The sequence below is a fragment of the Nocardioides sp. genome, from assembly GCF_041913365.1.
Lineage (GTDB): Bacteria > Actinomycetota > Actinomycetes > Propionibacteriales > Nocardioidaceae > Nocardioides.
This window is the reverse complement of record NZ_JAYSFM010000004.1, coordinates 344,110-371,108: the sequence shown is the minus strand read 5'-3', so window position 1 is coordinate 371,108 and position 26,999 is coordinate 344,110. Positions and strand designations below refer to the sequence as shown.

25 protein-coding genes are annotated in these 26,999 nt (G+C 72.0%); 12 read left to right on the top strand and 13 right to left on the bottom strand.

Features of this window, described 5'->3' with window-relative positions; translation table 11 throughout:
• Positions 1-34: 34 nt before the first annotated feature.
• Genes ACE3QY_RS12645 through ACE3QY_RS12630 form a run of 4 tightly spaced genes read left to right on the top strand, consistent with a single transcriptional unit; the run spans position 35 to position 3,983 of the window.
• On the top strand, positions 35-1,870 hold the full coding sequence (locus ACE3QY_RS12645) for a hypothetical protein (RefSeq protein WP_374456375.1): 1,836 nt from the start codon (positions 35-37) through the stop codon (positions 1,868-1,870).
• Positions 1,871-1,918: 48 nt separating this feature from the next.
• A complete protein-coding gene (locus ACE3QY_RS12640) occupies positions 1,919-2,701 on the top strand; it encodes a glycosyltransferase family 2 protein (RefSeq protein WP_374456374.1) in 783 nt (260 codons plus the stop codon).
• Positions 2,698-3,102, top strand: a complete 405-nt coding sequence (locus ACE3QY_RS12635) for a DUF2304 domain-containing protein (protein WP_374456373.1) — start codon at positions 2,698-2,700, stop codon at positions 3,100-3,102. The genes ACE3QY_RS12640 and ACE3QY_RS12635 overlap by 4 nt, the downstream gene beginning before the upstream one ends.
• A complete protein-coding gene (locus tag ACE3QY_RS12630) occupies positions 3,099-3,983 on the top strand; it encodes a glycosyltransferase family 2 protein (protein ID WP_374456372.1) in 885 nt (294 codons plus the stop codon). Before ACE3QY_RS12635 ends, ACE3QY_RS12630 begins: the two co-directional genes overlap by 4 nt.
• Positions 3,984-3,994: 11 nt before the next feature.
• Here the strand turns inward: ACE3QY_RS12630 and ACE3QY_RS12625 are convergent, their stop codons facing one another.
• Positions 3,995-5,095 (bottom strand): glycosyltransferase family 4 protein, encoded by a 1,101-nt coding sequence (locus tag ACE3QY_RS12625; RefSeq protein ID WP_374456371.1) that lies wholly within the window; start codon positions 5,093-5,095, stop codon positions 3,995-3,997.
• 173 nt (positions 5,096-5,268) lie between these two features.
• Here ACE3QY_RS12625 and ACE3QY_RS12620 point away from each other — a divergent pair, with 173 nt between their 5' ends.
• The 6 genes from ACE3QY_RS12620 to ACE3QY_RS12595 all read left to right on the top strand — a co-directional run bounded on the left by ACE3QY_RS12620 (position 5,269) and on the right by ACE3QY_RS12595 (position 10,675).
• Entirely contained in the window at positions 5,269-6,486 is a 1,218-nt protein-coding gene (locus tag ACE3QY_RS12620; protein ID WP_374456370.1) for a glycosyltransferase family 2 protein, read from the top strand.
• A 123-nt stretch (positions 6,487-6,609) separates the two neighbouring features.
• Positions 6,610-7,377: a glucose-1-phosphate cytidylyltransferase gene (rfbF, locus tag ACE3QY_RS12615; protein ID WP_374456369.1), complete on the top strand. Its 768-nt coding sequence runs from the start codon at positions 6,610-6,612 to the stop codon at positions 7,375-7,377.
• Complete coding sequence (locus tag ACE3QY_RS12610) at positions 7,374-8,618, top strand: methyltransferase domain-containing protein (RefSeq protein ID WP_374456368.1); 1,245 nt, start codon at positions 7,374-7,376, stop codon at positions 8,616-8,618. The genes rfbF and ACE3QY_RS12610 overlap by 4 nt, the downstream gene beginning before the upstream one ends.
• Positions 8,615-9,148 carry a dTDP-4-dehydrorhamnose 3,5-epimerase family protein gene (locus ACE3QY_RS12605; RefSeq protein ID WP_374456367.1) on the top strand — a complete coding sequence of 178 codons (534 nt, stop codon included), beginning with the start codon at positions 8,615-8,617 and terminating at the stop codon, positions 9,146-9,148. Before ACE3QY_RS12610 ends, ACE3QY_RS12605 begins: the two co-directional genes overlap by 4 nt.
• Positions 9,130-9,912 carry an NAD-dependent epimerase/dehydratase family protein gene (locus ACE3QY_RS12600; protein ID WP_374456366.1) on the top strand — a complete coding sequence of 261 codons (783 nt, stop codon included), beginning with the start codon at positions 9,130-9,132 and terminating at the stop codon, positions 9,910-9,912. Before ACE3QY_RS12605 ends, ACE3QY_RS12600 begins: the two co-directional genes overlap by 19 nt.
• Complete coding sequence (locus ACE3QY_RS12595) at positions 9,905-10,675, top strand: CmcI family methyltransferase (RefSeq protein WP_374456365.1); 771 nt, start codon at positions 9,905-9,907, stop codon at positions 10,673-10,675. Before ACE3QY_RS12600 ends, ACE3QY_RS12595 begins: the two co-directional genes overlap by 8 nt.
• A 7-nt stretch (positions 10,676-10,682) precedes the next feature.
• Here the strand turns inward: ACE3QY_RS12595 and ACE3QY_RS12590 are convergent, their stop codons facing one another.
• Positions 10,683-12,023 (bottom strand): lipopolysaccharide biosynthesis protein, encoded by a 1,341-nt coding sequence (locus tag ACE3QY_RS12590; protein WP_374456364.1) that lies wholly within the window; start codon positions 12,021-12,023, stop codon positions 10,683-10,685.
• Between the two features lie 112 nt (positions 12,024-12,135).
• Between ACE3QY_RS12590 and rfbG the strand changes: the two genes are divergently transcribed.
• Positions 12,136-13,209 carry a CDP-glucose 4,6-dehydratase gene (gene rfbG / locus ACE3QY_RS12585; RefSeq protein ID WP_374456363.1) on the top strand — a complete coding sequence of 358 codons (1,074 nt, stop codon included), beginning with the start codon at positions 12,136-12,138 and terminating at the stop codon, positions 13,207-13,209.
• 45 nt (positions 13,210-13,254) lie between these two features.
• On the opposite strand, the gene ACE3QY_RS12580 is transcribed toward rfbG, so the two are convergent.
• The 8 genes from ACE3QY_RS12580 to ACE3QY_RS12545 form a co-directional block, all read right to left on the bottom strand.
• The gene (locus tag ACE3QY_RS12580; protein WP_374456362.1) at positions 13,255-15,069 is read right to left on the bottom strand and encodes a glycosyltransferase; all 1,815 of its coding nucleotides are present in this window, start codon (positions 15,067-15,069) and stop codon (positions 13,255-13,257) included.
• The gene (locus tag ACE3QY_RS12575; protein WP_374456361.1) at positions 15,066-15,992 is read right to left on the bottom strand and encodes a hypothetical protein; all 927 of its coding nucleotides are present in this window, start codon (positions 15,990-15,992) and stop codon (positions 15,066-15,068) included. The genes ACE3QY_RS12580 and ACE3QY_RS12575 overlap by 4 nt, the downstream gene beginning before the upstream one ends.
• Before the next feature lie 98 nt (positions 15,993-16,090).
• A complete protein-coding gene (locus ACE3QY_RS12570) occupies positions 16,091-18,052 on the bottom strand; it encodes a TIGR03960 family B12-binding radical SAM protein (protein WP_374456360.1) in 1,962 nt (653 codons plus the stop codon).
• A 112-nt stretch (positions 18,053-18,164) separates the two neighbouring features.
• Positions 18,165-19,337: a rod shape-determining protein RodA gene (rodA, locus tag ACE3QY_RS12565; protein ID WP_374456359.1), complete on the bottom strand. Its 1,173-nt coding sequence runs from the start codon at positions 19,335-19,337 to the stop codon at positions 18,165-18,167.
• On the bottom strand, positions 19,334-21,457 hold the full coding sequence (mrdA, locus tag ACE3QY_RS12560) for a penicillin-binding protein 2 (RefSeq protein ID WP_374456358.1): 2,124 nt from the start codon (positions 21,455-21,457) through the stop codon (positions 19,334-19,336). Before mrdA ends, rodA begins: the two co-directional genes overlap by 4 nt.
• On the bottom strand, positions 21,454-21,966 hold the full coding sequence (gene mreD, locus ACE3QY_RS12555; RefSeq protein ID WP_374456357.1) for a rod shape-determining protein MreD: 513 nt from the start codon (positions 21,964-21,966) through the stop codon (positions 21,454-21,456). The genes mrdA and mreD overlap by 4 nt, the downstream gene beginning before the upstream one ends.
• Positions 21,963-22,916, bottom strand: coding sequence for a rod shape-determining protein MreC (gene mreC, locus ACE3QY_RS12550; protein ID WP_374456356.1), 954 nt, complete (start codon positions 22,914-22,916; stop codon positions 21,963-21,965). Before mreC ends, mreD begins: the two co-directional genes overlap by 4 nt.
• Positions 22,916-23,944 carry a rod shape-determining protein gene (locus ACE3QY_RS12545; RefSeq protein ID WP_374456355.1) on the bottom strand — a complete coding sequence of 343 codons (1,029 nt, stop codon included), beginning with the start codon at positions 23,942-23,944 and terminating at the stop codon, positions 22,916-22,918. Before ACE3QY_RS12545 ends, mreC begins: the two co-directional genes overlap by 1 nt.
• Positions 23,945-24,071: 127 nt before the next feature.
• On the opposite strand from ACE3QY_RS12545, the gene ACE3QY_RS12540 reads away from it, so the two are divergent.
• Positions 24,072-24,632 carry a DUF937 domain-containing protein gene (locus ACE3QY_RS12540; RefSeq protein WP_374456354.1) on the top strand — a complete coding sequence of 187 codons (561 nt, stop codon included), beginning with the start codon at positions 24,072-24,074 and terminating at the stop codon, positions 24,630-24,632.
• Positions 24,633-24,745: 113 nt separating this feature from the next.
• Here the strand turns inward: ACE3QY_RS12540 and ndk are convergent, their stop codons facing one another.
• From ndk to ACE3QY_RS12525, 3 genes are read right to left on the bottom strand one after another with little or no spacing between them, the layout of a single operon-like run.
• Entirely contained in the window at positions 24,746-25,177 is a 432-nt protein-coding gene (ndk, locus tag ACE3QY_RS12535) for a nucleoside-diphosphate kinase (RefSeq protein ID WP_374456353.1), read from the bottom strand.
• A 30-nt stretch (positions 25,178-25,207) separates the two neighbouring features.
• The gene (locus ACE3QY_RS12530; protein ID WP_374456352.1) at positions 25,208-25,630 is read right to left on the bottom strand and encodes a DUF4233 domain-containing protein; all 423 of its coding nucleotides are present in this window, start codon (positions 25,628-25,630) and stop codon (positions 25,208-25,210) included.
• Complete coding sequence (locus ACE3QY_RS12525) at positions 25,627-26,991, bottom strand: folylpolyglutamate synthase/dihydrofolate synthase family protein (RefSeq protein WP_374456351.1); 1,365 nt, start codon at positions 26,989-26,991, stop codon at positions 25,627-25,629. The genes ACE3QY_RS12530 and ACE3QY_RS12525 overlap by 4 nt, the downstream gene beginning before the upstream one ends.
• Between the last annotated feature and the right edge of the window lie 8 nt (positions 26,992-26,999).

Below are 26,999 nucleotides of genomic sequence, written 5' to 3'. Positions count from 1 at the left end.
GAGCCAGATCCAGGCACCTGCAGGGGGAACGACAGTGAACGAGGCACGACGCCGGGTGGCGCTGCCATGGGCCGGTGCCGTGCTGGCGCTGGTCCTCCTCGGCGCGACCAGCGCCGTGGTGAGCAGCTCGGCGTTCCCGCTCGTCCTCGTCGTGCTCGCGGTCACCACCGCCGTCCACGCTCCGGTCGCGGGCTGGCGCGCGGCGTTCTTCCTCACCCTCCTGGCCGCCCTCACGCTCCAGACCTCGTGGGCATGGCTCACGCCCATGCTCGGCTGGTCCCTCGCGACGGACAACACGGTCGCGTGGACCGTGGTCGGCCTGGCCGCGGTGCCGGTCGCGGCGCTGCGGGGTGCGCCGCCGCTCAGCCGCCGGCAGATGGCGGACGCGGCGGCCGTCCTCGTGGTCCCGGTGGCCGTGATGTCCTACCTCACCTGGACCGCGGCGACCCGCCACTACGAGTTCCTCGGCTGGGCGATGGCCGGTGACTCCGCCAACAACATGATCCAGGTGCGGACCCTCATCGAGGACGGCGGCCTGCTCCGGAGCCAGGGCAACCCCGCCCCGCTGTCGGCCGCCGTCTACGCCGCGCTGGGCGCACCCGGCATCCCGGGCGACGCTGCTGGGGTGGTGAAGCACCTCGTCCTCGACGGTGGCCACCTCACCCTCCTGCTCGGGTGCCTGCTGAGCGTGCTCACCTCCCTCCTCGCCCTCCGCGCGACGCGGACCACCGGGGTGGGGCGGTTCGCGCTCGCCGCCACCGCCGGCCTGCTCCCGTGGCTGTGGTGCGTGATGGGGTACTCGTTCCGGCAGGGCTTCCACAACGCCGCACCGGCGATGATCGTGCTCCTGCTGGCGTGGTCGTGCTGGCAGGTCCAGCGCCGCCACCCCGTCGTCGCCGCCACCGGCATGATCCTGGCGACGTGGGCGTCCGCCGCCACCTGGGGACCGGTGCTCCTCATCCCTGCGCTGTGGCTGGTCGGTGTCCTGGTCTGGCGGTGGCGGGGCCTGCTCCGCGCGGGTCGAGCGCTGCTGCTGCCGGCCTCGGCGCTCGTCGGCGCCGGCACCTACGCGGTGCTGGTCACCCTGCGGGACCTGCGCGCCACCGGCGGCGTGCCCGGGGTCGACGGCGCCGTCCCCAACTACGACCCCTGGTGGTCGCTCGGGGTCGGCATCGCCCTCCTCGTGCTCTCCCTCGCCTGCTTCCGGTGGCTGCCCCGCGAGACGACGATCGGCTACTGGCTCGTCCTCCCCGGCCTGGCGCTGAGCCTCTACCAGCTCATCGGCACGCGGCTGGACGCGGGACTCCCGTTCTGGGGCTACTACCCGCTCAAGCTGACCTGGATCGTGATGGCCACGACCGTGCTCGTGCTCTTCAGCGTCGTGCAGCCTGCCCTCGAGCGCGTGGCGCGGCGCGGCTGGAACGGCAACGGCATGCTGCTGGCGTTCGCGGTGTGCGTGTCGACGATGTTCTGGACCACTCCCCCGCTCCGGCCAGCGACGCTCGCCTCCGTGGTCACGCCGGTGTGGTTGCACGACGACACCGGCAACGACCGCGCCTACCAGCGGATGTTCGAGCTGATGGAGGACCAGCCGCGCACCATCCTGTCCGGCTACTGGCGCCTGCCCGAGGGAGCGGGCTTCGACGGGCTCAGCAACTTCTGGCTGCTCCAGTCGGGTTCGGAGGACCTCGGCGACCCGCTGCGCAGCTGGGCGTACTTCATGAACCCCTCCGACCCGGCCCAGCTGTGCGCGGCCGTCACCGAGTGGGGCGGCGACGTGCGGGTGATGACGCGCGAGCGCAAGCTGGAGCGGTTGCTGGACAAGACGTGCCCCGACGCGGCGTACGACATCCGCCTGGCGCCGAAGTGACGACCCTCGACTGAGCCCCGGGCGGGCCACGTTGTTAGGATCGCGGCCATGTCTGGGGGTCTTCCAGCACGCCGTGTGCTGATCATCGTCCCGGCGTGGAACGAGCAGGAGGCGGTCTCCGAGACGGTGACCGAGATCCTGGCGACTGTGCCCGACGCCGACCTCCTCGTCATCGACGACGGGTCCGACGACCGGACGGCGCAGCGGGCGCGCGCCGCCGGTGCGCTGGTGTGCGAGCTGCCGTTCAACCTCGGTGTCGGGGGCGCGATGCGCACCGGCTACCGCCACGCCCTCCGTCACGGCTACGACGTGGCTGTGCAGATTGACGCCGACGGGCAGCACGACCCCCGCTACCTCGCCCGGATGCTCGAGCGCCTCCCCGAGGCCGACGTCGTCATCGGCGCCCGGTTCGCCACCCCGGACGACCCCTACAAGGTGCGTGGTCCGCGCCGCTGGGCCATGGTCCTGCTCGCGTGGGTGCTCTCGCGCCTCGCCGGCACCCGCCTCACCGACGTCACCTCCGGCTTCCGGGTGTCCAACCGCCGGGCCATCGCGCTCTTCGCGACGCACTACCCGGCCGAGTACCTCGGCGACACGGTCGAGAGCCTGGTGATCGCCGCCCGGTCGGGCTGCCGCATCGTCCAGGAGCCCGTCACGATGCGCGCCCGCGCGGCCGGTCGCGCGTCGCATTCGCCGGTCAAGGCCGCGATCTACCTCTTCCGAGCGGTCGTCGCGCTGATCCTCGCGCTGGTCCGTGACTGGTCGGCCCAGTTCGAGGACGGCGCCGACCAGGCGACCATGGTCGCCGCGGCCCAGGAAGCGCACCCATGAGCGGCGTGACGATCCTGGGCGTCGCCGGCTCGCTGATCATCCTGGTGTCGCTGTTCGAGATGATGCGCCGCAACCGGCTGCGTGAGAAGTACGCCCTCATCTGGGCCGTGGTGGCACTGGCGATCATCACCGTGGCCGCCTTCCCCGCGCTGCTGATCCGCGCCTCGGAGGCCATCGGCCTCGAGGTGCCGGCGAACCTCCTCTTCTTCGTCGCGTCGATGGTGATCATGGTGATCACGCTCCAGCACAGCACCGAGCTCGGTCGCCTCGAGGAGCGGACCCGCACCCTGGCCGAGGAGATCGGCCTGCTGCGCATGGAGATCGCCAGCCGCGAGGATGCCGCGGGCAGCACCCCGGACGCCGCACAGGAGTCGGGACCCGGCGACGAGAGCCGCCCGTGACCCTCGAGCTGCTCATCCCCTACTGGGGTGACCCGCAGCGGCTCTTCGCGACGATCGAGAGCATCCGGGCGCAGAGCGACCCGCACTGGACGGTCACGGTCGTCGACGACTGCTACCCCGACCCGAGCGTCGCCGAGCACTTCGCGCGCGAGCCCGACCCGCGGATCCGCTACGAGCGCAACGAGACCAACCTCGGCATCGCCGCCAACTGGCAGCGCTGCCTCGAGCTCGCCTCCGGCGACACCCTGATGTTCATGGGGTGCGACGACCTCCTCGAGCCCGGCTTCGTGGCCCGCGTCCGTGAGCTGGTCGAGCGCCATCCGGAGGCGGACATCATCCAGCCGGGCGTCCGGGTCATCGACGAGCGCGGCAGGCCCGCCACGACCCTGGCGGACCGGGTCAAGGCCTGGCTCCGGCCGAGCGTGTCCGGGCCCACCGTGCTCGCGGGCGAGGAGCTGGCGGCGAGCCTGCTGCGCGGCAACTGGCTCTACTGGCCCTCGCTGGTCTTCCGCACCGAGCGCGTCAAGCAGCACGAGTTCCGCCGCGACCTGCCGATCATCCTCGACCTCGCGCTGGTGGTCGACATGGTGGCCGACGGCTGCAACCTCCTGCTCGACCCCGAGGTCACCTTCGCCTACCGGCGCCACGCCTCCAGCATGTCGGGCACGACGCTCGCCGACGGCAGCAGGTTCGCCCAGGACCGGCGCTACTTCGCCCAGACCGAGCGGCAGATGCACCGGCTCGGCTGGGCGCGCGCCGCGCGCGCCGCGCGCTGGCGGTGGACGTCGCGGCTGCACGGCCTGACCGTGCTCCCCGACGCGGCGCGGTCGCACCGGCGCGCGGGTGTGGCGCAGGTGCTGCGCCACGTCGTCGGCCGCTGAACGAGCGTCCCTCAGGCGCGCTCGGCGAGGGCCCGGTGGAAGACCTCCAGGGTCTCCGCGGCCACGCGCTCCCAGCTGAACGAGCGCGACCGCTCCAGGCCGGCCGCGGCCAGGGCGGAGAGCTCGTCCGGCCGGGTGGCCGCGAGGCGGAGCGCGTCGGCGATCGACCCGAGGTCCAGCGGGTCGAACCAGACCGCCGCGTCGCCGCCGACCTCGCGGAGCACCGGCAGGTCGGAGGCGAGCACCGGCAGGCCCTGCGCCATCGCCTCCAGGATCGGGAGGCCGAAGCCCTCGGCGAGGGTCGGGAAGGCCATCGCCCGGGCGCGGGAGCGGAGGTCCGCGAGCTCGGCGTCGTCGACCCAGCCGCGCAGCTCGACCCAGTCCCCCATCCCGGACTCGGCGACGACCGGCTTCAGCGGGTCGTCGCCCCGGCCACCCGTGATGACCAGCCGGGGTCGTACGTCCTCCTCGACGAGGGCGAGGGCGCGGATCAGGCGGTCCCAGTTCTTGTGGGGGCGGCGCTGGCCGCTGGCGAGGACGAGGTTCTCGGTGGGCCGGTCGAGCGAGGCCGGCACCCCGGGCTGCTCGGCGGCCAGCGGCACGACGTGGAGCCGCTCGCGGGGGAAGCCGAGGTACTTCACGATCTCGTCGGCGGACACCTGGCTGTCGGTGACCACGTGGGCGGCGTTGGCCGACCCGCGCTTCTCCATCCACATGACCGGCCGCGTGTAGAGCGGCGTGGTCATCAGCTCCGGATGGCTCCAGTAGAGCATGTCGTGGATGGTGATCACGGTCGGCATCGACGTCCACATCGGGCCGAGAGTCGCCGGGCAGTGCACGAGGTCGGCCTTGCGGCGGCGCGAGATCCAGCTCGAGGCGACGAGCTCGCCGAAGGCCCACACGAAGCGGTTCTCGCCGCTGATGCGGGAGGCGATGACCTCGCCGGGGAACCACGAGAGGTCGAGCCGCGCGCCCTCGGCACTGGCGTACGCCACGAAGTCCAGCCCGGTGTCCATCCGCCCGAGCTGCCGGTAGAGCTCGCGGGTGTAGGTCTCCATCCCACCCTTGGTGCCCGTGTAGGACAGCATGTCGACGAGGACGAGGGGGCGCACGGGGTTCCTTCCACCGGGAGCAGGGGACAGGCGACCCTAACCGACCGGTTCCCCGCTCCCGCAGGCGTGCTGGGTGGCGGCCGACTCGTATAGTGACGCGGCCCGGTGCCCGCCCGCGCACCGGCCCTGCCGTGCCCGACCTTCCAGGAGGACCATTGAACGCCGGATCCGCGATGACGGGACTGGTCATCGTCGTGCCGACCCGCAACCGGGCCGACCTGGTCGAGCTGACGCTCACCTCGATCCTCGACCAGGCCCCCGGTGTCCCGCTGACGGTGGTCGTGTCCGACAACTCCAGCTCCGAGGAGCAGGCCGAGCGGACGCAGGACGTGGTCGAGCGCCTCGGCGGGCAGGCCCCGGACGGGACCGTGGTGCGCCGGATCCGCCCCCCGGAGGACCTGCCGATGGGGAAGCACTGGGAGTGGGCCAGGCGCGAGGCCCGGTCGACGTCCGACGCGAGCCACCTGATGTACCTCACCGACCGGACGCTCCTCAAGCGGGGCGCCCTGGCCACGCTGGTCGCGGTGGCAGCCGCCCGTCCCGACGAGGTGGTCAGCTACAACAACGACGAGGTCAATGACGACGTCGACCCGGTGACGCTGTCCGCCCAGAGGGGCACCGGCCAGGTCCACCGCATCCCCGCGCAGCGGCTCAAGGCCCTTGCCAGCGAGCTGATCCTGGCGCGCCCCCTGCCGCGCGCCCTCAACTGCGTCATCCCCCTCAGCGCGCTGGCCCGGATCGAGGCCGCCCACGGCGACGTGTTCGACTCGGTGGCACCCGACTTCTGCTTCTGCTTCAGGCTGCTCGACGACGCCGAGCACCTCGTCTACGTCGACCAGTCGATGACGGTCATGCACGGCCTGGCGAGGAGCAACGGCCGCTCGACCACCCGGGGCGTGGCCTCGCCCGACACCACGGACTTCATCAAGCACGCCGCGGCGCGCGGGATCGCCCCGTGGGCGCCGCTCCCCAGCGTGGCGACCACCTACAACGTGATCGCCAGCGAGTACCTCCGCGACCCCGACCGCACACCGGCCTTCAACCGGCACGCCTACCTCTGGTCGGTGGCCGCGGAGACCGACGGATTCGAGGCCGGTCCGATGCGGGAGGCCAACGTCCGCGACCTCACCGCGGCCGGGCAGCGGTTCGGACGCTTCTCCCCCCTCGTGCGAGCGCTGCGCCGAGCCGTCCACTTCCTGCGGGTGCTCGGCCCCGTGGACTTCCTCGTCCTCGCCTGGGACCGACGCAGCATGCCCCAGCCGCGGCCGTTCGCCACGTCGGGGGAAGCACTCGACGCGGCCCGCGCGGCCGGCGACCGCACGGGTTCGGGTGCGGCGCTGCGCTACCTCCGCGGCACCCGGCTGACCACGACGGACCAGACGTCCGCCTGACGCCCGGGACCACGGGAGGGCACCCCGGGCGGGGGTGCTCCGGACGGCCGGTGCGACGAGCCGGCGCGCGCTTCGTTACTGTGCGTGCCTAGTCCGCGCGGCCACGACGAGGGGAAGAGACGCGTGAAAACAGTGATCCTGGCGGGAGGCCGCGGGACTCGGCTGGCCGAGGAGACCCATGCGATCCCCAAGCCGATGGTCACCATCGGTGAGCGCCCGATCCTGTGGCACATCATGCAGCACTACGCCGCCCACGGGTACGCCGACTTCGTCGTCGCGCTGGGCTACAAGGGCTACGTGATCAAGGAGTACTTCGCCAACCAGCTGATGCACTCCTGCGACATGTCGGTCGACCTCTCGACCGGCTCCGTGGAGTACCTCTCGCGCAGCAAGGTGGACTGGAAGGTCACCCTGATCGACACCGGCGCCGACTCGATGACCGGCGGCCGGATCAAGCGCCTGTCGGACATCCTCACCGAGCGGTTCCTGCTCACCTACGGCGACGGCCTGTCCGACGTGCCGATCGACGCGGTCATCGCCCACCACGAGTCCGTCGGCGCGCTCGCGACGATCACCGCCGTGCACCCGCCGCCGCGCTTCGGCTCGCTGGGCCTGCGCGACGGCGTCGTGACCGAGTTCCGCGAGAAGCCGCACGACTCCCACGACTGGATCAACGGCGGCTACTTCGTCGTCGAGCCCGAGGTGCTCGACCTGATCGAGGGCGACGCGATGCCCTTCGAGTCGGCACCGCTGACCGCGCTCGCGGAGCAGGGCCGGCTGGGGGCCTACCAGCACGAAGGCTTCTGGATGCCGATGGACACCATCCGCGAGCGCGACGAGCTCAACAAGATCTGGGAATCTGGAAAGGCACCATGGTGGAGCACCCGATGAGCGACGAGCTGACCCCCCGGGGGTCCCTGACCTGTCGCGGCTGCGGGTCCGACGGACTGGTGTCCGTCCTCGACCTCGGCCGCCAGCCGCTGTCCAACGAGATGGCGCTGACGACCACCGAGCCCAGCCCGACCTTCCCGCTGCACCTGCGCGTCTGCCCGGCGTGCGGCCTGGGCCAGATCGGTGAGTACGTCCTCCCCGAGCGCATCTTCGGCGCCGAGTACCCCTACCTCTCCTCGGTGAGCACCTCGTGGCTCGCCCACGCGGGTGAGTACACCCGCCACATGACCGAGGAGCTCGGCCTCACCGAGGGCGACCTCGTGATGGAGGTGGCCAGCAACGACGGCTACCTGCTCACCCAGATGCGCGACGCGGGGATGCGGGTGCTCGGCATCGAGCCGGCACTCCAGGTCGCCGAGATCGCGCGCTCGCGCGGCGTCGACACCGTCAACGAGTTCTTCGGGCTCGCCCTCGCCGAGAAGGTCGCGGAGTCGCACGGCCGTCCGCGCCTGATCGCGGCCAACAACGTGATGGCGCACGTGCCGGACCTGCAGGACTTCCTCGCCGGCCTGAGCCACCTGTGCGACGACGACACCGTGGTGACCGTGGAGAACCCGTCGTTCGTCACGCAGATGCAGGAGACGCAGTTCGACACGATCTACCACGAGCACTTCTCCTACCTCTCCGCGCACGCGGTGGCGGCCGCGACCCGGGACGTCGGGCTCGAGCTGACCCGGGTGGAGAAGCTCACGACCCACGGCGGCTCCAACCGCTACTGGCTGACCCGCACCGGCGCCCGCGAGGCGCACCCCAGCGTCGCCGAGGTCGTGGCCGAGGAGCTCGCTGCCGGCCTGCTCACCCCCGAGCTCTGGGAGGACTTCGCCGACCGCAGCCGCGCAGTGATCCGGGGTCTCCGCACGTGGCTGGACGAGCGGCACGCCGCCGGTCGCACGGTCGCCGGCTACGGCGCGGCGGCCAAGGGCAACACCCTCATGAACGCCGCCGACGTGCGTGCCGACGACCTCGTGCTGGTCGTGGACGGCAGCGAGGCCAAGCAGGGCAAGTTCCTGCCCGGCAGCCACGTGCCCGTGGCCGCGCCGTCCGAGCTCGCCGCCGCCGAGCCCGACGACGTGCTCGTCCTCCCCTGGAACATCGCCCCCGAGATCAGCCGGCTCGTCGCCGAGCTCACCCCGGGCGCGGCGTGCTGGATCGCCGTGCCCGAGATGAGGGAGATCGGATGATCGAGGACCTCGGGCTCCGTGGTGTGGCGCTGCTCCGCGGCGCTCGTCACCACGACGACCGGGGCTTCCTGCGCAAGGTGCTCGTCTCCGACGAGGCGCGCGAGCACGGCCTCGACGTCGGAGTCGCCGAGGTCGTGACGACCGCCAACGAGGTGGCCGGGACCATCCGCGGGATGCACTACCAGGTGGCTCCCGCCGCCGAGTCCAAGACGCTGTGGGTCACCGACGGGACCCTCCTCGACGTCCTCGTCGACCTCCGCCCGGACGAGCCGACCTTCGGCCGCTGGATCTCGGTCGAGCTCTCCGCGGGTGACGACGTCGCCCTCCACGTGCCGACCGGCATCGCCCACGGCTACCAGACGCTCGAGGACGACACCCGCCTGACGTACCTGATCAGCGCGTCCCACTCCCCCGACCACGCCCGCACCCTGGCGTGGGACGACCCGACGGTCGGGATCGAGTGGCCGATGGCGCCGACGCGGATCTCGGTCAAGGACCGCGAGGGACACCCGTGGCCCCCCGCGCACTGATCACTGGGGCGTCCGGCCTGATCGGGCGCTGGGTCCTGCAGCACTGGGGCGACACCCCCGTGGAGCCCGTCCCCGTCCGGCACACCGACGTCGACCTCCTGGCGCCCGGTGCAGCAGCCGACCTCGTCGAGCGGACCGCGCCGACCCACGTCGTGCACCTCGCGTGGTCGGCCAGCGGGCGCGCCGACTACCGCACCACCGACGACAACGAGCGCTGGCTGGACGCCACCCTCGAGCTCGTCGAGGCGGTCCGGGCGTCGGGCAGCACCGTCTGGCTGACCGGCACCGCGGTCGACGACGAGGACGACGCCGCGGATGCCTACGCCCGCTCCAAGGCGCGCCTCAAGGCGACGCTCGCGCCCCTCATCGAGGACTCCTCGGTGGGCTGGCTCCGCCCCTTCTACGTCTTCGACGAGGCTCGCCGGCGCCCCGCGCTGGTCGACCTCGCGACGACCGCACGCGAGAGCGGCGAGACCCTCCACCTCCGCAGCCCCCACCAGCACCACGACTTCGTGCACGCCTCCGACGTGGGCCGCGCGGTCGTGGCGGCCGTGTCCCACGACCTCGTCGGCGAGGTGCCGATCGGCTCGGGGAGCCTGCGGTCCGTCGCGGACCTCGTGACCCGCCTCGGCGCCCCGTGGTCGGCCGACGACGCCCAGCAGACCCCCGCACCGACCCACTCCGGCGACACCGCCGACACCACCCGCCTGGCCGCCGTCGGCTGGGCACCCACCCGAACCGAGGAGTTCTTCACCCATGGCTGACACCACCGACCGCGAGTCACACGGCGACTACGTCCCCGACGGCGGCGAGTTCGCCGACCAGCGCCGCGCGTGGCGCGAGTCCCTCGCGGGTGACCAGGCCCTGCGCCAGCAGGCCGTCGACCTCCAGGTCGCCGCCGAGGCCCACAACTACACCTACCAGTGGGAGTGGGCCGGCGTGCCGGTCATCCGGATCCCCGACGACGTCATGGTGCTCCAGGAGCTCTTCTGGTCCTACCGCCCCGAGCGCGTCGTCGAGACGGGCGTGGCCCGCGGCGGCAGCATGCTCCTCAACACCAGCCTGATGAAGATGTGCGGCCTCGAGCCGCGGGTGCTCGGGATCGACCACAAGCTCTTCCCCCACACGACCACCGCGCTGGCCGATCACCCGCTGGGCGAGGGCGTCACCCTCCTCGAGGCCGACTCGACCTCGGAGCAGGCCGTCGAGGCCATGCGCGAGTTCATCGACGGCGCCGAGCGCGTCGTCCTCGTCCTCGACAGCAACCACACCCACGACCACGTGCTCGGCGAGCTCGAGGCCCTGGCCCCGCTGCTGCCGTCGGGCGGCATCGTGATGGTCGCCGACACCCTCGTCGAGGAGTTTCCCGAGGGGCACTACGAGGGTCGCCCGTGGGACCGCGGCGACAACCCGATGACCGCGGTCAACGCCTTCGTCGAGGCCCACGACGACTTCGACCGGGCCGACGAGTGGACCCGACGGGCCCTGGTCACCGAGTTCCGCGACGGGATCATCCGGCGCCGCTGAACCGAGGTCAGGGACGCGGCGCTCGCGCGAGCACCTTCGAGCGCGAGCGCCACCCGTTCCTGCCGAGCAGCCACATCGTCACCAGGGCGGCAACGACGCCCACCAGCGGGGCCGCGGTCGCCCGCCAGAGCGGGTCGACCGGGACGAGCAGCACGAGCACGAACGCGACGGCGGCGACCACCCACGCCCAGGCGATGCGGTCCCACAGGCCGAGCGCGCCGAGCGCGGCCTGCTGCACGACGCCGATGAACATCCCGCTGCTGGCCGCGGCCAGGACGGCGAGGTTGGCCACGCCGAGCGAGAAGTCCGGGCCGAGCATGATCCGGATCGCGAGCTGCCCGAGCAGCGCGAAGGCGACGACGAAGGCGACACCGGCGCCTGCCGTCAGGAGCTGTGCCCGCGCCCGCGTGCGCTCGAACGCCGCCTCGTCGGCCAGCTCGACGGCCTCGGACAGGTGCGCGAGCAGCGGACTCATCACCGCCGAGAAGAACTGGGTCGGGATCCGGCTCAGCGTGATGGCTCCGGCGAAGGCGCCAAGGAGGTGCGGCCCCACCTCGTCGGTGGACTTCAGCCACGGCACGGAGCCGTTGTTGGCCAGGAGCGGACCCACGGCGCCGATCAGCAGCAGCACCACCGGCAGCAGGGGCACGTCGGCACCGCGCACGGACGGCCTGGCCAGCCACGGCCCGATCACCCGTCCTCCCGCGACCAGGCTCAGCACGACGGCCACGCACGAGCCCAGCGCGAGGGACGTGACCGAGTCGTTGCCGGTCAGGGCGAGGACCCCGATGATGGCCGCTCGCGCGACACCGTCGGTGGACAGCTGGGTCGCGATCGCCACCATGTTGTGGCGTCCGGTCGCCGCCCCGCGCTGCAACGACTGCGACGCCGCCAGGCACATGAAGACCCACAGCAGCAGGGCCGGCGCCAGCTCGCCGCTGAACAGCTCGTCGGCCAGGAACGGCGACAGGGCCGCGATCACCACGCCCAGACCACCGGCCATCGCCATCGCCCGGCCGAGCATCACCCCCGTGACCCGCGCGGGCGACCCGCCACCGGCGAGCTCGAAGATGAGGAGCCTGGCCAGGTAGACCTCGAAGACGCCGAAGCTGGTGCCGAGGAGCGTGGCCACCGTCCACCACACCGCGAAGTCGGCGTACTCGGCGCTGGGCATGCTGCGCGCGGCGAGGCCGAGCATCGCCAGCGTGCCCACACCGGTGACGCCGAGTCCGATCGCGACCACCACTGTGCCGGTCAGGAGCGTCGTCCGCCTCGCCGCCGGTGGGACCGATCCCGGTCGGGGGGTCTGGTCCGACACTGACGGCGTCTCCTTCATCTGGTCGAGCACGTGCGGGGGCTGAGCCGCGCCAGCCTATCCTCCCGTGACCCGGGGACCTCGCGAGGGCTGCGCTCCCGTGTGGTTCAATCGCGGCCGATCACCACGACGTACGAGGGGACCCATGCACCGCACACACGATCCCGACTTCTGGTCCGGGCGCCGCGTGCTCGTCACCGGGCACACCGGGTTCAAGGGCTCCTGGCTCACCTGCTGGCTGAGGGACCTCGGCGCCGAGGTCCACGGCGTCTCGCTGCCGGCCGACGCCGAGGAGACACCGCTCTGGGACAGCCTCGCGCTCGAGGGCGTCCACGAGACGCGGGCCGACGTCGCGGGCACCGACTGGGTCGCCGACGCCGTGTCCTTCGCACCCGAGGTGGTCTTCCACCTGGCCGCCCAGTCGCTGGTCAGCGAGGGCTACCGCGACCCCGCCCTCACCTTCACGACCAACGTCCTCGGCACCGTCCGCCTGCTGTCCCTGGTCGAGTCCCTCCCCGACCTGCAGGCCGCGGTCATCGTCACGACCGACAAGGTCTACGACACGCGCCAGCCCACGCCGTTCGGCGAGGGCGACTTCCTCGGCGGCAAGGACCCCTACTCCGCCAGCAAGGCGGCCGCCGAGCTCGTCACGCACTCCTGGCCGGACCTGTCCGACCGGGTGGTGACCGCGCGAGCCGGCAACGTCATCGGTGGCGGCGACTTCGCGCTCAACCGGATCGTCCCCGACATCGTGCGCGCCTGGTCCGCCGGCGACACGCTGACGCTGCGCCGGCCCGACGCCGTACGACCCTGGCAGCACGTCATCGAGCCCCTCCTGGGCTACCTGCTCTACGCCGAGGACGTCGCTGCGCGGCGCCCCGTGCCCACCGCCCTCAACTTCGGCCCCGACCCCAGCCAGGCCGTCGCCGTGCGCCAGCTCGTCGAGCTCGCGTCCGAGCGGTGGCGCGACCTGCGCGGCGCCTCGTCGGCTGCCACGTGGGACGTGGAGGGTGCACCGACCATGGAGGAGACGCACGACCTCACCCTGGACCCCCGGCAGGCCCAGGACGTCCTCGACTGGGGCAACGTGTGGGGGTGGCGCGAGGCCACCAGCAAGGCCCTGGAGTGGTACGTCCGCGCGGACGCCGGCGAGCAGCCGCGCGACCTGGTCCTGGACCAGGTCCGCGAGTACGTCGACCGGGCGGGTCGGACCGCCTAGCGGCACGGGGCGCGGCCGGACGCCGCGCCCCGTCCGTCCGATGGCTCAGGAGCCCCGCAGCCGGCGCGCGAGCGCCTTGACGCGGGTCCGGGGGCGCAGCCGCGCCCGCAGCCCCGGCTTCGCGGCCCTGGCGCCGGCTCCACCCGGCTTCTGCCCCTGCGGCTGGCCCTGACGCACCTTGCCGCGCAGCCGGCGGATCTGCTGGGTCTTCTTCCGCGACGTCTGCTCCACGCGCCGGATCTGTCGCTCCAGGCGCGCGTTGCGCTTGCGGAGCTCCTTGAGCTCGAGCAGGTCGGTGCGCAGCTGGCGGGTCTCGCCCGGCGGCAGCAGGAAGGGACGGGAGTCCACGCGCCGCTCGATCTCGCGCTGGTTCTGCGCCCACTCGTCGGCGGGGTGGGCGGTGCGCGAGGACTCGCGGGTCTCCCACCAGCGGTAGATCGCGGTGCCGCGCCCGATGTCGGTGACGCCCGCCACCTGGGCCGCGCGGAGCAGGAACTCCCAGTCCTCGGTGGTGGTCATGGAGTCGTCGTAGCTCATCCCGAAGTCCGTGGCCAGCGATCGCGGGAAGATCCAGCTGATCGGGGGCGACTGGTTGGCGACGAGGTGGCCGGCCAGCGAGAAGTCGTGGTCGTAGGCCTTCTCCGGCGCCGTCGTGGAGCGGATGCCGGGGAGCCCGCGGACGGTGTCGACCGAGGCGCCCTGCTTCATGGCGATCGTGCGGAGCAGGCGGCCGCCGTGCTCGCGCTCGGCGTCGGCGAACTCCTTGACCCAGTCGCCCATCACGACGTCGTCGTCGTCGAAGATCGCGACGTAGCGCCCGGTGGCCGCGTCGATGCCCGCGTTGATCGGGGCCGAGCGCTGGCCGCGGTCGAGCAGGATCAGCCGGATCCGCTCGCGCAGGGCCGGCGGCTGGTCGTCGATGACGACCTCGACGGCCTTCTGCTCGGCCGCGTTGGTCCGGTGGGCGACGATCAGCACCTCGAAGTCCTGGCAGGACTGGGCGCCGAGGCACAGCAGCGCCTCGCGGAGCTCCTGGATCCGGCGGCCCTGGGTGCGCATCACGACGCTGAGGAACCGGTCGGCCTCGGTCGCGTCCGGGTCGACGTAGTGCCGCGTCGGCCGTGCCGGCGCGGCGGTCAGGGCCCACACGAACTGGTTGACCAGGCCGTTGGGCTCGGCGTCGCCGCGCACGGTGCGGAGGTAGCGGGAGAACGTCGTGGCCTCGGACAGCCCGACGTGGTGGGACGGGAAGTGCTGGTCGCTCTTGGCGAGAAGGACGTCCTCGCGACCGATGCGCGACAGCCCGGCCGAGCGGAACGCCGCAGTGAGGCTGCGCTCGCTGTAGAGCTGGAAGTGGGTGACGTCGAGCAGGCCGGCCTCGGTGTAGTCCCAGGTGCCGAGCAGCGTCTTGATGCCCACGTCGAGGTGGGTCACGTTGGGCACGCTCGTGACGGCGATGGCGCGGTGCTCGGCGAGCAGCTCGCCGAGGGCGTTGAGCGCGTAGGTGCCGTTGGTGAGGTGCTCGAGGCCGTCGAGGAACGTCACCGACACCAGCCGGCGGCCGTCGAGGACCTTGCGCAGCCGCTCCCCCACGTCGGGGTCGGTCAGGTCGGCGGCGTGCGCCTCCAGTCCGCGCTCGCGGAGCTGGTCGAGCTCGTGGTCGTCGACGTCGACGCCGACGTAGTGGAGGCCGAAGCGGTCCTTGATCGGCTCGGCGATGTGGCCGAAGCCGCACGCCAGGTCGAGGTGGACGCCGTCCTGGCCCAGGTCGGCCGGCAGGTGCTCCTCGAGCAGCCGGAGCGTGTGCCCGAACTTGTTGTCGGGCTGGACCTCGTTGTCGTACTTGTGGAAGTCGTTCACAGTGAGTACCTGTGCTCCGCGTAGCGGCCCTTGGCGAAGGTGCCGATCTTGTGCTGGGGGTCACGCTGCTCGACGAGGTTGCCGTGGCGCTCGCGCGCCCGGAACTCGGCGGCCGCGGCCTTCTCCTCCGGACTGGCGTCGTCGGACTCGAAGCGCCGCAGGATGGACTTCACGAGGCCGGGCTTGGACCACTTGTGGGCGATCAGCAGGCCCGCCTCGGCGGAGAAGCGCACCTCGGCACTGGTGGGCATCCACCGGCCGTCGGTGTCGAGGTACTTGTCGTGGAAGACCACGGCGGCGGGCTGGAAGACGACCTGCTTGCCGGCCTCGCGCACCCGCCAGGAGTAGTCGACGTCGTCGCAGTACATGAAGAAGGTCTTGGCGTCGAAGCCGCCGAGCTCGAGGAAGAGGTCGCGCGGCGTCATCGCGAACGCGGTCGTGGCCCACGAGGTGAACCCGGTGCCGCTCGAGTAGTCCTTGGGGTGCTCGATCGGCAGCTGCTTGGCCTCCACGAAGCCCACCGAGGAGTCCTTGAAGACCGCGAGCATCCGCCAGATCGCCCGCGGCTCGGCCACGACGTCGGGGTTGGAGAAGATGATGTAGTCCGGGTTGTCCAGGATCTGCGCCATCTCGTTGTGCCCGCGCGAGGTGCCGACGTTGCCACCGAAGAAGTGGTAGCGCAGCTGGTGGATGTGGGGCAGGCGGGCGCGCAGCTCCTCGAGCTGCTCCTCGCTCAGCAGCCGCTCGGAGGACGCGTCACCCAGGGTCACCACGAAGCCCGTGCACATGCCCTCGCTCTGGCCGATGCGGGAGGAGTTGTCGAGCGCCTCCAGCATGCGCTCCACGCCCTCCAGCGGCGTGTGGTAGAGCAGGGACTGCACCCCGACTATCACCGGCTCGTCCAGTCGTGGCTCGTCGAGCACGCGATTTCCCTCCTGTTGCACTACGGGTCGTCCGCGGGCGCGTGGGTGCACCCCGCAAACGTCGAGCAGTATAGGTGGCCCGGGTCCCGGGCCCTCGCTCAGACGACGCTGAGCGGCAGCAGCTTCTGGCCCGTCGGGCCGACCTGGATCTCGGTGCCCATCTCGGGGCACACGCCGCAGTCGTAGCACGGCGTCCAGCGGCAGTCCTCGATCTCGATGTCGGCGCCGTCGGCGGCCGCGAGCGCGTCCTCCCAGTCGCCCCACAGCCAGTCCTTGTCGAGGCCCGAGTCGAGGTGCTCCCACGGCAGCACCTCGTCGTAGTCCCGCTCGCGGGTGGTGTACCAGTCGACGTCGACGCCGGTGCCGGCGAGCGCCTTCTCGGCGGAGGCCATCCAGCGGTCGTAGGAGAAGTGCTCGCTCCAGCCGTCGAACCGGCCGCCGTCGCGCCACACCTCCTCGATGACCCGCCCGACCCGGCGGTCACCGCGCGAGAGCAGTCCCTCGACGATGCCGGGCTTGCCGTCGTGGTAGCGGAAGCCGATCGCCCGGGCGTACTTCCGGTCCTCGCGGACCACCTCGCGCAGCAGCCGGAGCCGCTCGTCGGTCGCCTCGTGGTCGAGCTGCGGAGCCCACTGGAACGGGGTGTGCGGCTTGGGCACGAAGCCGCCGATGGAGACGGTGCAGCGGATGTCGTTGCGGCCCGAGACCTCGCGGCCCTTGGCGATCACGCGCTTGGCGAGGTCGGCGATGGCCAGCACGTCCTCGTCGGTCTCCTGCGGGAGCCCGCACATGAAGTAGAGCTTCACCTGGCGCCAGCCGTGGGAGTACGCCGCCGCGACCGTGCGGATCAGGTCCTCCTCGGTGACCATCTTGTTGATCACCTTGCGCATCCGCTCGGAGCCGCCCTCCGGGGCGAACGTGAGCCCGGAGCGGCGGCCGTTGCGGGAGAACTCGTTGGCGAGGGTGATGTTGAAGGCGTCGACGCGCGTGCTGGGCAGCGACAGCGAGACGTTGGAGCCCTCGTAGCGGTCGGCGAGGCCCTTCGCGACGTCACCGATCTCGGTGTGGTCGGCGCTCGAGAGCGAGAGCAGGCCGACCTCCTCGAATCCGGACTTGCGGATGCCGTTCTCGACCATGTCGCCGATGGTCTTGATCGAGCGCTCACGCACCGGACGGGTGATCATGCCGGCCTGGCAGAAGCGGCAGCCGCGGGTGCAGCCGCGGAAGATCTCCACGGAGAAGCGCTCGTGCACCGTCTCGGCCAGCGGCACGAGCGGGTTGGCCGGGTAGGGCCACTGGTCGAGGTCCATCAGGGTGTGCTTGCGCACCCGGAACGGGATGCCCGGGCGGTTGGGGACGACGGCCTCGATGGAGCCGTCCGCGGCGTACGCCACGTCGTAGAAGCGCGGGACGTAGATGTTGCCGGTGACGGCCAGGCGGCGGAGCAGCTCATCGCGGCCGCCCGGGCGGTCCTCGGCCTTCCACTCGCGCACGACCTCGGAGATCGCGAGCACGACCTCCTCGCCGTCGCCGAGCACCGCGGCGTCGACGAAGTCGGCGATCGGCTCGGGGTTGAAGGCGGCGTGGCCGCCGGCGATCACGACCGGGTCGTCCTCACCGCGGTCGGCCGCGTGCAGCGGGATGCCGGCGAGGTCGAGCGCGTTGAGCATGTTGGTGTAGCCGAGCTCGGTGGAGAAGCTCAGGCCGAAGAGGTCGAACGCGCCGACCGGGCGGTGGCTGTCGACGGTGAACTGCGGGATCTGCTCCTCCCGCATCACCTTCTCCATGTCGGGCCACACCGAGTAGGTGCGCTCCGCGAGGATCCAGTCGCGCTCGTTGAGCACCTCGTAGAGGATCTGCACGCCCTGGTTGGGCAGGCCCACCTCGTAGGCGTCGGGGTACATCAGGGCCCAGCGCACGGTGGGGCCGCCGGTCTCCGAGGAGGCGGCGCAGTCCCAGTCCTTGACGACGGAGTTCAGCTCCCCGCCGACGTACTGGATGGGCTTCTGCACCGACGGCAGCTTCGCCTCCAGGCGCGGGAAGACCGACGCGACGGACATGATCGGAACACCTCGATGACAGCTCGACGACAAGACGGGAGAGGGGCGGGCCGGCACGCCTGGTCCGGCGGCCGACCCCCAAGGCTACGTCGCGTCGGGTGGTGCGACCTAGTCAGCGACCGACGGGGCCGGACGACCGCAGGTGGATGTTCTGGAGCAGGCCGAGTGCGAGCATGCCGGCGAACAGCGAGCTGCCGCCGTAGGAGACGAACGGCAGGGGGACGCCGGTGACCGGCATGATGCCGAGGCACATGCCGATGTTCTGGAAGGCCTGGAAGCCCCACCAGCAGGCGATGCCGGCCGCGGCGACGCGGCCGAAGAGGTCGCCGGCGTCGGCGGAGATCGCCAGCGCCCGCCAGACCAGGACCGCCAGCAGCAGGATCATCACGCCTGCACCGACCAGCCCCAGCTCCTCACCGGCGACGGTGAAGATGAAGTCCGTGTGCTGCTCGGGCACGAACCCCGACCGGGTCTGCGAGCCGTCGAAGAGGCCCTGGCCGAACAGGCCGCCGTTGCCGACGGCGATACGCGCCTGCTCGGTGTTGTAGCCGGCGCCGCGCGGGTCCAGGCCGGGGTTGGTGAAGGCGAGGAAGCGGTCGACCTGGTAGGGCTTGAGCACGCCGGCCGACACCGCGGCGACCGCGCCCGCGACGGCGCCGAGGGTCAGTCCCGCCAGCCAGCGGCGCCCGGCGCCCGCGACGGCGAGCACGCCGAAGACCGTGGCCGAGAGGACCAGCATGGTGCCGAGGTCGGGCTGCAGCAGGATCAGCACGGCGGGCACACCGGCGATGGCGAGCATGGCGAGGACCTCGAGGCTGCCCACGCTGCGCCCCCAGCGCCGCTCGGTCCGCTCGGCCACCACCAGGGCCATCCCGATGACCACGGCGAGCTTGGCGAGCTCCGAGGGCTGGATCGACATCCCGCCGACCTGCAGCCAGGAGCGCGAGCCGTTGACCGTGCTGCCCGCGACGAGCACGAGCACGAGCCCGACGACGCTGGCGAGGTAGGCCAGCGGCGCGAGGATCCGCACCCACCGGTGGTCGGTGGCCATCACCGCGACCATGAGCACGACGCCGATGGCGACGTTGACCAGCTGCTTGCGGAGGTAGGCGTTGGGGTCGCCGCCGGTGAGGTCGGCGCGGGTCGAGGTCGCGGACCACACCAGCAGGCTGCCGAGCACCAGCAGCGCCGTCGCGGCGAGCATCAGCAGCCAGTCGAGTCCCGGCGCCCGCAGGCTGCTGGTGGCCTGGCCGGGGCGTGCCGGCCGGGTGGACAGGATGGTCATCGCGTCACTCCCCCCACCCGCGGCGGCATGATCGACCCGTCGTCGAGGAACTGCGGCAGCTTCGCCGGCGGGACCGTGCCGGGCGTCGCGGCGCGCGCGGGGCGGACGGTCTCGCCGTCGACGCCGTACAGCGCCTCCCAGATCGCGCGGATGCCCTCACCCGTCGAGCCCGAGCCCGTGCCCGCCTGGCTGATCATCATCACGACGACGTAGTCCTTGGTGTAGGACGCCACCCAGCCGGTCGTCTGCTTGCCGTAGACCTCCGCGGACCCGGTCTTGGCCCGGATGGTCACGTCGTCCAGCGGGAAGCCGACGAGCTTCCAGGCCATCGTGCCGACGCGGCTGACGTTCTGCAGGGCTCCGTCGATGTAGTCGAGGTACTTCTTCGGCACGTCGACCTGGGCCACCTTGCGCGGGGCGATGCGGCGCAGCACCGTGCCCTCGGGACTCACGATCGCCTTGGCGACGGTGGGCGCCCAGAGGGTGCCGCCGTTGCTGAGGGCGGCGTAGGCCCGGGCGAGCTGCAGCGGCGTGACAATGGTGTCGCCCTGGCCGATCGAGAAGTTCACGGCGTCGCCGGCGCGGTAGAGGTTGCCCTCGAGGCAGAACTCGTGCGCGTACTTGTAGACGAAGTCGCTGGTGTCCTTGGTCTGCGGCTTGGCGCTGAGCTCGCAGTAGTAGTCCTTCTGCGCCTCGTAGTTGTCGAGCTTCCACTGCCGGTCGGCGATGCGACCGGGGGCCTCGCCGGGCAGGTCGATGCCGGTGCGGGAGCCGAAGCCGAACTCCTTGGCCTCCTCCACCAGCGGGTCCTTGGCCTTCACGTCGGCCGGGTCGCTCCCGAACTTCTGCCAGAAGTTGTAGCCGATCCGGTAGAAGAAGGTGTTGCAGGAGACCTCGAGCGCCTTGGCGAAGCCGATGTTGCCGTAGGCACCGGACTCGTAGTTCTTGAACACCCGGTTGCCGACCTGGAAGCCCGACGAGCACGGCAGCGCCGTGTCCATGGTGTAGCCGTTGGTCAGCGCGCCCGCGGTCATGAACGGCTTCCACGTCGACCCCGGCGCGAACTGGCCCTGGGTGGCCCGCGACAGCAGCGGCGTGCCGGCCTTCTCGGAGTAGAGGTGCGCGAGCTGCGCCTCGCTGATGCCGCCCGTCCACACGTCGGGGTCGTACGTCGGCTGACTGGCCATCGCGACGACGCGGCCGGTCTTGGCGTCGAGGACCACCGCGGCGCCGGAGTCGGCGACGTACTTGCGGCCGGTCACCGGGTCCATCTGGGTGCGCTGGTAGGCGATGCGCGCGGCAAGCTGCTTCTCGACGACGGACTGCACCTTGGCGTCGATCGACGTGACGAGCGTGTCGCCCGGGGTGCTCTCGACCAGCGAGTCGTCGCCGAGCACGCGCCCCATCGAGTCGACGGCCACGCGGCGGTAGCCGGGCAGGCCGCGCAGCCACTCGTCGTACTCCTTCTCGACGCCGGCGCGGCCGACGACGGAGGCCCCGTTGAGGGAGCGGTCGTCGCGCTCGGAGGCGAGGTCGTACTCGTCCTCGGTGATCGGGCTGAGGTAGCCCAGGACGTGGGCGAGGTTGATGCCGAAGGGCCGCGGGTAGGAGCGGACGTTCTGCTGCTCGGCGAGCACCCCGGGGTAGTCCTCGGGCTGCTCGAGGACGCGCAGCGCGACGGCCTTGGGGACGTCGGTCGCGACCGGCACCGGCTGGTAGGGCGAGCCGTTCCAGCAGACGTCGCGGACGCTGCCGGGGTCGCCGCACGTGACGAGCCTCGCCTCGACCTCCTTCGGCGTGCTGTCGACCACGACGGAGACCCGGCGGACGAGCTCGGTGCGCTCGTCCTCGTCGAGCTTGCCGAGCAGGGTGCGGTCGACCGAGATCACCCACGACGTGCGGTTGGCCACCAGCGGACGGCCCTGGCTGTCGACGATGAGCCCGCGCTGCGGCTGGACCACGATGTCGCGCACCGACTGGTTGGCGGCCTGCGCCTGGTAGGACTCGCCGCCGATCACCTGGAGGTAGTAGAGCCGGACGAAGAGCGTGGCGAACAGCGAGAACGCCAACGCCTGGACGACGACGAGCCGCAGGCGGCTGCGCTGGCTGGCCGGGCTCACGTGGTGGCCCACTGCGGGCTGAGCCGGCTGAACAGCCTCATCAGCGGCGGCAGCACGAACGGGGTGAGGAGCACGTCCCAGACGACCGCGACCAGCACGACCTCCAGCAGCCCCGAGATGGACATCGTCGGGTCCTTGAGCAGCACGCCGGTCAGGGCGAACAGCGAGGTGGCGACGAACGACGAGGCGGCCACGGTGCCGATGACCGCGAGGGCGCTCGGCTTCTGGTCCTGGCGGACGCGGGCGGCCAGGAAGGCGGCGACGGTGAGGGCCAGCGCCCAGCGGCCGGCGATGTGGTCGGCCGGCGGGGCCAGGTCGAGCGTGAGCCCGGCGGCGAAGCCGAGCACCAACGCGAACGGCGCCTCCACGGTGAGCGCGGCCGCGACCACGACGAGGAGGCAGAGGTTGGGCACGATGCCGTGCCACGCGACGTGCGGGAAGAGCGAGACCTGGAGCGTCAGCGCGAGGACCACTGCCGCCAGCGCGGCCAGCCAGCGGAGGTACGTCATCGAAGGCTCCCGTCGGCCTCGACGATCGCCCGGTCGCTCGCCGAGCCGCTGGGCACCATCACGCCCACCACGTCGAGGGCGGAAAAGTCGACGAACGGCTTGACCACCGCGCGCTGGGAGGCCTCGCGGAGCGAGCTGTAGACCTCGGTGATCGTGCCGATCGGCACACCCGGGGCGTAGGGGCCGGTGCTGCTCCCCCACGTCACGACGGTGTCGTCGCGCGAGGGGACGGAGGCGTCGTCGACCAGGCGGAGGTCGAGGCCGGCCTCCTCCTTCAACGAGCCGCTGCCGGTGACGAAGCCGATCTCCATGCTGGAGCCCACGCGGCCGCCGACGGTCGAGTCGGGGTCGACGATGAGCAGCACCGTCGCGGTGCCGCGCGTGACCCGCAGGACCCGGCCGACGAGGCCGTCGTTGTTGACGACGGTCATGTCTGGGCCCACCCCGGCGTCGGAGCCGGCGTCGATGGTGACGGTGAAGCTCTGCGACTGGCGGGAGCCGAGCGCGACCACCCGGGCGGGGACCAGAGCGGACCCGAGGTCGGCAGCGGCGCTGGTGAGGCCGTCGTACTGCTCGAGGCGGTTGCGGTCGAAGCCGGCGAGCTCCACCTTGCCGCGGAGCTCGGCGTTGCTGGCCTCGAGGTCGCGGACCTGGTCGGCGAGGTCTCCCTTGCTGCGGAACCAGGCGGGCACCGAGGTGAAGGGACGTACGGCGGCAGCGGCGGCGGACTCGGCCGGGCCGAACGCCTCCCCCACCGCGCGGCGGGCCGGCTCGAGCGGCGAGCTGCCGCCGCCGGAGACGTCCAGCGTGATCAGGGTGACGCTGGCGAGCAGCAGCGCCACCAGGAGCGAGCGGGGCGCGCGGTTGCGCGACTCGAGCCGGTCGAGCCCGGTCCAGCGCCGCTCACGGCCGTCCTGGCCGCCGCCGAGCCTGCCCCCGAGGCCACGCATCAGAACCGCCTCACGTCGGAGACGAGGACCTGCTGGAGCGCCTCGAACTCCTCGACACACTTGCCGGCGCCGTAGGCGACGGAGGACAGCGGGTCCTCGGCGACGTGGACCGGCATGCCGGTCTCGTGGCGCAGCCGCTCGTCGAGGCCGCGGAGCATGGCGCCGCCGCCGGTCAGCACGATGCCGCGGTCCATGATGTCGCCGGCGAGCTCGGGCGGGGTCTGGTCGAGCGTCGAGCGGACCGCGTCGATGATGTTGTGGAGCGGCTCCTCGAGCGCCTGGCGCAGCTCCGAGCTGGACACCACGACCGTGCGGGGCAGGCCGGACACCATGTCGCGGCCGCGGATCTCGGCGTCGGGCTCGGTCGGCAGCGGGAAGGCCGACCCGAGGGTCATCTTCATCTCCTCGGCGGTGCGCTCCCCCAGCATGAGGGAGTACTCCTTCTTCATCCACGCGATGATCGCCTGGTCGAGGTCGTCGCCGGCGGTGCGCACGGACAGGCTGGTCACGATGCCGCCGAGGCTGATCACCGCGACCTCGGTGGTCCCGCCGCCGACGTCGACGACCATGTTGCCGGTGGCCTCGTGGACCGGCAGGCCGGCGCCGATGGCGGCCGCCATCGGCTCCTCGACGATGTAGACCCGGCGGGCGCCGGCCTGGTAGCCGGCCTCCTTGACCGCGCGCTGCTCGACCGCGGTGATCCCGCTCGGCACGCAGATCACCATGCGGGGCTTGGCGAAGTAGCGGCGGCGGTGCACCTGGTGGATGAAGTAGCGCAGCATCTGCTCGGTCGCCTCGAAGTCGGCGATCACGCCGTCCTTGAGCGGCCGGATGGCGGCGATGTTGTCGGGCGTGCGGCCGATCATCCGCTTGGCCTCGTGGCCGACGGCCAGCACCTCGCCGTTGGTGGTGTTCATCGCGACCACCGACGGCTCGTCGAGCACGACGCCCTTGCCGCGGACATAGACCAGCGTGTTGGCGGTGCCGAGGTCGACGGCCATGTCGCGGCCGATGATGTTGTTTGCCATTGGCGCTGGAGCCCTTGCGGTCGGGTGCTGCTGGGAAGAGGGGTCAGCGGTGCCACCGACCCACGCTCAGGCTAAGGAGCGCGCACGGCTGTTCCCGGGAGGACACGCGCGGGTCTACGTTCAGGACATGGCTGACCTCGACGAGCTCCGCGCCTCGCTCCCCATCGACCAGATCGCCGCGCAGGTCGGTGAGGACCCCGACGACGTACGCCGTGCGGTGGACGTGGCGCTGCCCGCGCTGCTCGGCGGCCTCCGGGCCAACGCCGAGGACCCGGGCGGCGAGGCGTCGCTCGCCGAGGCGCTCGGCCAGCACGACCCGGCCGTCGCGACGGCGCCGATCAGCCTGGCCGACGTCGACACCGCGGACGGCGAGCGGATCACGCGCCACATCTTCGGGGGGCAGCAGGACCAGGTGGTCCGCCAGCTCGGCAGCACCGGCGCCGGGAGCTCGCTGGTGCAGAAGCTGCTGCCGATCCTCGCGCCGATCGTGCTGTCGTACGTCGCCAAGCAGATGGGGGCCAAGGGCGGCGCGGCCGGCGGCGGCGTGGTCGGCTCGATCCTGTCCTCGATCCTCACCGGCGCCGCCCAGGGCGCGGGCGGCTCGTCCCGCTCGAGCTCCTCGGGTGGCTTCGGCGACCTCCTCGGCGACCTGCTCGGCGGGCTGCTGGGCGGCGGCCGCAAGAGCTGACCTCGTCTCAGCGAGAGCCTGACAAGTCCTCCGACGCCCGCGGTCGATGCTGGGGTCGCACGGGGCTGATGTTCAAGAACCTCGCTCGCGGACTGACCGCGAGCGAGCTCGCGTCAGTCCGCGAGCCCGGGAAACCAGATGCCGATCTCGCGGGCGGCGGACTCCTCGGAGTCGGAGCCGTGGACGATGTTCTGCTGGACGGCGACGCCCCAGTCGCGGCCGAGGTCGCCGCGGATGGTGCCGGGGGCGGCGACGGTCGGGTCGGTGGCGCCGGCGAGGGAGCGGAAGCCCTCGATGCAGCGCTGGCCCTCGACGACCACGGCGAGCACCGGGCCGGAGAGCATGAACTCCACGAGCGGACCGTAGAAGGGCTTGCCCTCGTGCTCGGCGTAGTGGGCGGCGAGGATCTCGCTGGTCGCCTCGCGCAGCTCGACGGCCGCGAGCGTGTAGCCCTTGGCCTCGATCCGGCGGAGGACCTCCCCCGAGAGGCCGCGGCGTACGCCGTCGGGCTTGACGAGGACGAGGGTGCGCTGGACGTCGGTCATGGGCTGCAGCCTAGCCAGCGGAGACCGCGGTCACTCCTGCTGGGCCTGCTCCGACCGCCAGGCTGCCCACGCCTCGGCGCGCTCGCGCTCGATCTTGCGGCCGAGCAGGTCGGCCGCGGCCCAGAGGGCCGCGAAGACCGCCCCGAGCGCGAACATGACCGGGATGACGAAGCCGAGGCCGATCGCGGCCACCTGTACGACGTAGCCGACGAGGTAGGCCCACTCCGCGCGCAGCATCCCGGCCAGCAGCAGGCAGACCACGGCGAGGCCGAGGCCGACCGACAACGCGGTGCCAGTGGCGACGCCGGCGATGGTGATCATGACCGGAGTGGTCAGGCCGAGCGTGATCGCCTCGAGGCTCAGCACGGCGGCGCACATGCCGCGGCGCGGCGAGCGCTCGGTGTTGGTGGGGGTGTCCTGCTCGGCGATCCGCTCCGGGGTGTCGTCGCTCATCGGCGGCCCTTGAGCAGCGCGCGGGCCTCGCCGACGGTGACGACGGACCCGGTGACCAGCACCGCGCCGGCGCCGATCGAGACGTCGATGGCCTCCCCCGCCTCGGCGAGGGTGGCGGCCCGGTCGATGGCGTCGGCCAGGTCGGGGACGACCGAGACGCGGTCGTCGCCGAAGACCTCGACGGCGACGCGGCCGAGCGAGGCGGCCGACATCGCGCGCGGCGTGGAGTTCTGCGTGCACACGACGTAGGCGAGGTGCGGCTCGAGGGCGGCCAGGACGCCTTCGTAGTCCTTGTCCTCCATCACGCCGATGACGCCGACGAGCGGGCTGAAGGAGAACGAGTCCTCGAGGGCCTCGCCGATCGCCTCCGCGCCGTGCGGGTTGTGGGCCGCGTCGAGCAGGATCGTGGGGCTGCGGCGGATGATCTCCAGCCGGCCGGGCGAGGTGACCTCGGCGAACGCCGCCCGCACGAGCTCGTCGTCGAGCTCGCCGTTGCCGAAGGCCTCGACCGCGGCCAGCGCCACGGCGGCGTTCTGCGCCTGGTGGGCGCCGTAGAGCGGCAGGAAGACGTCGTCGTACGTCCCTCGCAGGCCCTTGAGCGTGACGACCTGGCCACCGACCGCGGGGGTCCGCGACAGCACGCCGAACTCCACGCCCTCCCGGGCGACCGTCGCGCCGACCTCGGCGGCCCGCTCCAGCAGCACGGCGGCAACCTCGGGCGTCTGCTCGGCCAGCACGGCGAACGATCCGGACTTGATGATCCCGGCCTTCTCCACCGCGATGGTCGCGGGGTCCTCGCCGAGGTACTTCGCGTGGTCGACCGCGATCGGCAGCACGACGGCGACGTCGGCGTCGATGACGTTGGTGGCGTCCCAGCTGCCGCCCATCCCCACCTCGACCACGGCCACGTCGACCGGAGCGTCGGCGAAGGCGGCGTAGGCCATCCCCACGATGGTCTCGAAGAAGCTCAGCGGGTGGTCCTGCTCGGCGTCGACGAGGTGCGTGTAGGGGGCGACGTCGTTGAACGCGCGGACGAACGCCTCGTCGTCCAGCGGCTCGCCGTCGATGCTGATCCGCTCGCTCATCCGCTCGAGGTGCGGCGACGTGAAGCGACCCGTGCGCAGGTCGAGCGCCCGCAGCAGGGTCTCGATCATCCGGCTGGTGCTGGTCTTGCCGTTGGTGCCGGTCAGGTGCACCGAGCGGAAGGCGTGCTGCGGCTCGCCGAGCAGCTCGGTGAACGCCTCGATCCGGTCGAGGCTGGGCTCGAGCTTGGTCTCGGGCCAGCGCGACAGCAGCGCGTCCTCGACCTCGTCGAAGGTCTCGGCGAGGCGGCCATTGCCGGAAAACGTCTGCTCGGACACTCCCGGGA

Coding starts and splice junctions, on each gene's coding strand:
- ACE3QY_RS12610 (WP_374456368.1), top strand. CDS start 7,374: ATGAGCGACGAGCTGACCCCCCGGGGGTCCCTGACCTGTCGCGGCTGC.
- ACE3QY_RS12605 (WP_374456367.1), top strand. CDS start 8,615: ATGATCGAGGACCTCGGGCTCCGTGGTGTGGCGCTGCTCCGCGGCGCT.
- ACE3QY_RS12570 (WP_374456360.1), bottom strand. CDS start 18,052: ATGTCCGTCGCGTCGGTCTTCCCGCGCCTGGAGGCGAAGCTGCCGTCG.
- ndk (WP_374456353.1), bottom strand. CDS start 25,177: ATGACCGACGTCCAGCGCACCCTCGTCCTCGTCAAGCCCGACGGCGTA.
- mreC (WP_374456356.1), bottom strand. CDS start 22,916: ATGCGTGGCCTCGGGGGCAGGCTCGGCGGCGGCCAGGACGGCCGTGAG.
- rfbG (WP_374456363.1), top strand. CDS start 12,136: ATGCACCGCACACACGATCCCGACTTCTGGTCCGGGCGCCGCGTGCTC.
- ACE3QY_RS12545 (WP_374456355.1), bottom strand. CDS start 23,944: ATGGCAAACAACATCATCGGCCGCGACATGGCCGTCGACCTCGGCACC.
- ACE3QY_RS12540 (WP_374456354.1), top strand. CDS start 24,072: ATGGCTGACCTCGACGAGCTCCGCGCCTCGCTCCCCATCGACCAGATC.
- ACE3QY_RS12530 (WP_374456352.1), bottom strand. CDS start 25,630: ATGAGCGACGACACCCCGGAGCGGATCGCCGAGCAGGACACCCCCACC.
- ACE3QY_RS12635 (WP_374456373.1), top strand. CDS start 2,698: ATGAGCGGCGTGACGATCCTGGGCGTCGCCGGCTCGCTGATCATCCTG.
- ACE3QY_RS12595 (WP_374456365.1), top strand. CDS start 9,905: ATGGCTGACACCACCGACCGCGAGTCACACGGCGACTACGTCCCCGAC.
- ACE3QY_RS12620 (WP_374456370.1), top strand. CDS start 5,269: ATGACGGGACTGGTCATCGTCGTGCCGACCCGCAACCGGGCCGACCTG.
- rodA (WP_374456359.1), bottom strand. CDS start 19,337: ATGACCATCCTGTCCACCCGGCCGGCACGCCCCGGCCAGGCCACCAGC.
- ACE3QY_RS12640 (WP_374456374.1), top strand. CDS start 1,919: ATGTCTGGGGGTCTTCCAGCACGCCGTGTGCTGATCATCGTCCCGGCG.
- mreD (WP_374456357.1), bottom strand. CDS start 21,966: ATGACGTACCTCCGCTGGCTGGCCGCGCTGGCGGCAGTGGTCCTCGCG.